Annotated in this window: 4 protein-coding genes; all 4 read right to left on the reverse strand. The window is 68.6% G+C overall.

Annotation, left to right across the window (positions count from 1 at the left end):
- Nucleotides 1–81: biotin carboxylase N-terminal domain-containing protein (locus AB0I51_RS48240; protein WP_308434054.1), on the reverse strand; the 81-nt coding region annotated here is incomplete at its 3' end.
- Between the two features lie 135 nt (nt 82–216).
- Nucleotides 217–1,158 carry a methylenetetrahydrofolate reductase [NAD(P)H] gene (metF, locus tag AB0I51_RS48245; RefSeq protein ID WP_362985872.1) on the reverse strand — a complete coding sequence of 314 codons (942 nt, stop codon included), beginning with the start codon at nt 1,156–1,158 and terminating at the stop codon, nt 217–219.
- A complete protein-coding gene (locus AB0I51_RS48250) occupies nt 1,155–2,138 on the reverse strand; it encodes a carbohydrate kinase family protein (RefSeq protein WP_362985874.1) in 984 nt (327 codons plus the stop codon). The genes metF and AB0I51_RS48250 overlap by 4 nt, the downstream gene beginning before the upstream one ends.
- Nucleotides 2,139–2,185: 47 nt before the next feature.
- Nucleotides 2,186–2,647 (reverse strand): methionine adenosyltransferase domain-containing protein (locus AB0I51_RS48255; RefSeq protein WP_362985876.1); only part of this gene is annotated, 462 nt, incomplete at its 5' end.

A 2,647-nucleotide genomic window follows, 5' to 3' on the forward strand; every position in this document is an offset into this window, starting at 1 on the left:
GCTCGCGATCCCGGCATCCCGGCAGGCCCGGGCAACGCGGACAGCGATTTCGCCACGATTGGCGATGAGCACCTTGCGCACGATTGAGGCTCCCTAAACTCACTTGGAATCACAATCCTGTTCGGTGGCGCGCGCGCCGTCGATGAGACGCGATTCAGAACTGAGGCCGATTCGGCAGACAAGGCGCGGTAGTTTCCGGCGGAGGACAGAAAGACGTCAGATCCGCGTCAAGTCCGAGCTCTTCGGCCGACCGGAATTCCGGCCCGCGAGGGCATGCCGCACGCTCCTCGAACCCACCACGTTGCGGTGGATCTCAAGAGTCGCCGGCGAACGGTTGAGCGTGATGTAGTGCAGCCCCGGAGCCCCTTCCGCGAGAAGCCGTTCGGCCATGGCGGTGGCGTGTGCGACGCCGATGCGGTGGCCCTCCGCGGGGTTGTCCCGCACGGCGTCCAGACGGTGTGCCAGTTCTTCGGGAAAAGAGGCGCCGCTGAGTTCGGCGAAACGGCCGATCTGACGTACGTCGGTGGCCGGCATGATCTCCGGGATGATCGGGACGGCACAGCCCGCGGCAACCACCCTGTCACGCAGCCGCAGATAGTCCTCGACGTGGAAGAACATCTGCGTGATGGCGTAGTCGGCACCGGCCTCGCACTTGGCGACGAAGTGCCGGATGTCGCTGTCCCAGTCGGGCGAGCGGGGATGGCGTTCCGGGAACGCCGCGACGCCGATCCTGAAGTTGCCCAACTCCCTTACCAGGGAGACCAGTTCATGGGCGTACGTGAAGCCGTCGGGGTGTGGGCTCCATGGTGCGCCCGGTGTGCCGGGCGGATCCCCGCGCAGGACGAGTACGTCCCGGACGCCGGCATCGGCGTACTGGCCGATGATGTGCCGCAGCTCCGACACCGAATGGCCGACCGCGGTGAGATGGGCGACAGGGCGCAGGGTCGTCTCGGCCGCGATCCGTTTCGTCACCTCGACGGTACGGTCCCTGGAAGACCCGCCCGCCCCATAGGTGACCGACACGAAGTCCGGCGCCAGCCTCTCGATCCGGCGGATCGCCTGCCACAGGTTCCGGGTCCCGGCATCGGTCCTCGGCGGAAAGAACTCGAAGGAGAACGTGGGCGTCACCCCTTCGGGAGCATCGGGCGGGGTCGTCACCGTCGGCCTCCCCACCAGGCCTTGAGGTGCAGCGCGGCCTCGTCGCCGTAGGAAGCGGTGAAGACCGCCGTCAGACGCTCGAAGTCGACGTCGTACGCCTGCGGACCCACTGTCTCCAGAGCCGCCGCGGCGACGACACAGCCCGTCCGGGCCGCGGTCTCCAGGGGCAGGTCCCGGCTGAGAGCCGTGAGGAAACCTGCTCTGAAGGCGTCGCCCACACCGGTCGGATCGACCGCCCGTACGCCGGGGACCGCCGGGACGGTGAGCGGGTCCTGTCCTCGGCGTTCGATACGGACGCCGGTCTCACCCAGGGTGGTCACCCAGGCTCCCACCTCGTCGAGCACATCCGCCCTGCGCCAACCGGTGCGTTCGAGCACCAGGGCACTCTCGTACTCGTTGGTGAACAACCACCGGGCACCGCCGACCAGTTCCCGCACCTCGGGACCGGTCAGCCGGGCGAGCTGCTGGGAGGGGTCGGCCGCGAACGGTATGCCGAGTTCCCTGCACTCCTGTGTATACCGCAGCATCGCCTGGGGGTCGTTCGGGCAGACGAGGACCAGATCCGGCACTGTGCGGTGACCCGTCAGATCCCGCAGGCCGGTGTCCGCCGCCTCGGCCATGGCGCCCGCGTAGAACGCGGCGATCTGGTTGCCGTCCTCATCCGTGAGGCACACGAAGCGGGCGGTCTGCCGGACCGAGGAGACATGGACCGCGGCGGTGTCGACGCCGTGCTCCTTCAGCCAGATCTCGTACTCGGCGAAGTCATGGCCGACCGCTCCGACGAGTTGGGGGGTGAGCCCCAGACTGCCCAGTCCGAACGCGATGTTGGCCGCCACCCCGCCCCGGCGTACCTCAAGCGAGTCGACCAGGAAGGACAGTGAGATGTGGGCGAGCCGGTCGGGGATCAGGTGATCCGTGAACCGGCCGGGGAAGACCATGAGGTGGTCCGTTGCGATGGAACCCGTCACCGCGATACGCACGTCAACTCCTCTGGGAGGGGCCCGAAGGCCGTCGAAGACCGGTCCCGTCAGAGCGCTGCGGCGGCTTTGAGCAGGTGGGCGCGGTCGGTGCGCTCCCAGGTGAAGTCGGGGATCTCGCGGCCGAAGTGGCCGTAGGCGGCGGTCTGGGCGTAGATCGGGCGGAGCAGGTCGAGGTCGCGGATGATGGCGGCCGGGCGGAGGTCGAAGACCTCGTCGATCGCCTTCTCGATGCGGTCGGTGTCGACCTTGGCGGTGCCGAAGGTCTCGACGAACAGGCCCACCGGCTCGGCCTTGCCGATCGCGTACGCGACCTGGACCTCGCAGCGCGAGGCGAGGCCCGCGGCCACGACGTTCTTCGCGACCCAGCGCATCGCGTACGCGGCGGAGCGGTCGACCTTGGACGGGTCCTTGCCGGAGAAGGCGCCGCCGCCGTGGCGGGCCATGCCGCCGTACGTGTCGATGATGATCTTGCGGCCGGTCAGGCCGGCGTCGCCCATCGGACCGCCGAT

The organism is Streptomyces sp. NPDC050549 (genome assembly GCF_040655035.1).
Classification (GTDB): domain Bacteria; phylum Actinomycetota; class Actinomycetes; order Streptomycetales; family Streptomycetaceae; genus Streptomyces.